Here is a 2,391-nt window from a genome sequence, read left to right on the forward strand (position 1 = left end):
CCAGCGCGCCCACCGCAGGGCCTCGACATCGGCACCGAACCAGCCCTGATCGCCCCACAGCAGGACGCGTCCCCGCTGGCCGTCGGCAGCGCCGAGCAGGATGGACTGGCCGAGGTCGACCCCGGTCGTGCTGGCGTCCAGCCACAGGGTCACCTGATGGCTCTGCCCGGCCGTCATCGCCCCCAGTTCCAGCGCCGCCATGCCGGTCGAGGTCGTGGTGACCTTGACCTTCTTTCCGTCGACGGCGGCCAGCAGGGCGCCCGGCACGGTCAGCGCCACATCGTCGGCGGCATCGGCACTGGTGATCGATCCGCTGACCGTGCGGTGGAAGGAACCGAGGTCGAGGAGTGCCGACAATTCGGGGATCTGACGCATCATCGCCTGCACCACGACGACATTCATCAGCCGCGGCAGCACGATCTCTTTGACCTTCTTGACGATGTCCGGCTTCAGCGAAAGGCGGATGGCGATGTCGTCGTCCAACCGCTGCTGCAGCTCTTGCGCCATGAACCCGGCCACCCGGGTGGGGTCGACGCCCATATCAGGCGGCAGCGGAAATTCCTGCACGATGAGCTGGGCTCGAAGGGGCGGCGACAAGAGATCGCGCGCCTCTCCGGACATGACCAGAAGCCCGAGTGCCGACGACAGGATCAGGCTCAGGCTGACCAGGATATGCCAAATGCGCATGCCGTCTCCGAAACAAGTCGGAGAAGTCTACCGGCGCCGGCCATTGGAAAAGCCGATAGCCAAGATTAGGTGGCTGCCGGACCGGGCGAGGCGCCGACGCAGGCGAATCCTGCCGCGCCCCGCTAGGCCGGCGGGGCCTCGGTCGCCGGTGCCCCGGTCAGTGCGACATAGGCGTCGGTCAGGGTCGCCGTGCCGGTCCGGGCCAGTAACTCGGCCGGGGTGCCTTCACCGAGAATCTCACCCGTGCGGATCAGCACGATACGGTCGGCGTCTTCCAGTTCCTCGACGATATGGGTGGCCCAGAGGATCGACGTGCCGGCCTGCTCGCGTACCGCGTGCAGATGGCGCACGAGCAGCCTTCGCGTCGTCGGATCGAGGCCGACGGTCGGCTCATCCAGCAGCAGCAGGTCCGGCTTGTTGAGCATGGCGCGCGCGACCTCGACGCGGCGCTGGTTGCCGCCCGACAGCGTGCGCACCGGCTTGTCGAGGAGGTCGGTGATCTCGAGCAGCGTGCCGACATCGGCGATGCGCCCGTCGGCGGCGGCGCGGCCCAGCCCGAACAGCGCGGCGTGGAAGCGGAGATTTGCCCTGACCGACATGTCGAGGTCGATGGCGCGCGCCTGGAACATCACGCCCAGCCGGCTGAGAATGGCCGAGCCCTTGTCTCTATAGCCCATGCCGAACAGCCGCACTTCCCCCGCATCGGGGGCGAACAGGCCCGCGGCAATCTGGAACAGCGTCGATTTGCCCGCCCCGTTGGGCCCGAGCAGCCCGACGATTTCGCCCGGGGCGATGCTGAGCGAGATGCCCTTGAGGGCCTTGGTCTTGCCGTAGGACTTGCGGACATCGACGAGCTCGAGGGCAGGGGGCGGGGTCATCTCACGGGCTCCAGTGCCGCCTCGGCCAGGCGGCTGACAATGCGATCGCGCTCTGCCGCGTCGCGGCTGCCACGCGGGCTCTCGAAACGGTAGTCCAGGGCAATGCGCGCCGGCCTGCCGGCCAGCACCACGGCCCGGTCGGCCAGCGCCGCGGCATCCTCGTTGAGATGCGTCACCAGCACCGTGGTGGGATGATCGGTGTCCAGCAGTCCCGCGAGCAGTTGCTCCATTTCCCGCGCCAGCGCCCGATCGAGCGAAACGAACGGCTCGTCGAGCAGCAGCAGGCGCGGATTGACCGAGAGCGCGCGGGCGATCGCGACGCGCCGCTGCATGCCGCCCGAGAGTTCGTGCGGATAGGCGTGTTCGTAGCCGGCGAGGCCGACCCGGGACAGCAGGTTCGCCGCCTCGCCGAGGGCGGTGGCCGGCCGCACGGCCCGAATGTTCTCGAGCGCCGTCAGCCAGGGCAGCAGGCGCGGATCCTGAAAGACGAAGCCGGCCGGGGGTGCCTCCCGCGCCTCGATCCCGTCGATGGTGACATGGCCGGCAAAGACGGTATCGACGCCCCCGATCATGCGCAGCAGCGTCGATTTGCCGACCCCGCTCGGGCCGACCAGCGCCAGCACCTCGCCTGGTGCGACGGTGAGGCTGAGATCGTCGAGCAGCGGATCGGGCAGCCAGTCGAAGCGCTTGCCGACCCCGGTCAACTTCAGTTCCGGCCCGATCATCCCGCTGCTCCGCGCCGCCAGCGCAGCAGCCGTCCCTCGAGGGGCCGCAGCACCAGGTACTCGAAGGCGAAGACCACGAGGATGAAGGCCGTCGAGTACGC

General features: G+C 68.9%; 3 protein-coding genes. All 3 read right to left on the bottom strand.

Going from position 1 to position 2,391, the window contains the following annotated elements; genetic code table 11:
• Window positions 1-687: hypothetical protein (locus tag ACE3TU_RS21455; RefSeq protein WP_374627888.1), on the bottom strand; the 687-nt coding region annotated here is incomplete at its 3' end.
• A 122-nt stretch (window positions 688-809) separates the two neighbouring features.
• Window positions 810-1,565, bottom strand: coding sequence for an ABC transporter ATP-binding protein (locus ACE3TU_RS21460; protein ID WP_374627889.1), 756 nt, complete (start codon window positions 1,563-1,565; stop codon window positions 810-812).
• The gene (locus ACE3TU_RS21465; protein ID WP_374627890.1) at window positions 1,562-2,290 is read right to left on the bottom strand and encodes an ABC transporter ATP-binding protein; all 729 of its coding nucleotides are present in this window, start codon (window positions 2,288-2,290) and stop codon (window positions 1,562-1,564) included. Before ACE3TU_RS21465 ends, ACE3TU_RS21460 begins: the two co-directional genes overlap by 4 nt.
• Window positions 2,291-2,391: the final 101 nt, after the last annotated feature.

Source organism: Devosia sp. (assembly GCF_041917035.1).
Taxonomy (GTDB): domain Bacteria; phylum Pseudomonadota; class Alphaproteobacteria; order Rhizobiales; family Devosiaceae; genus Devosia_A.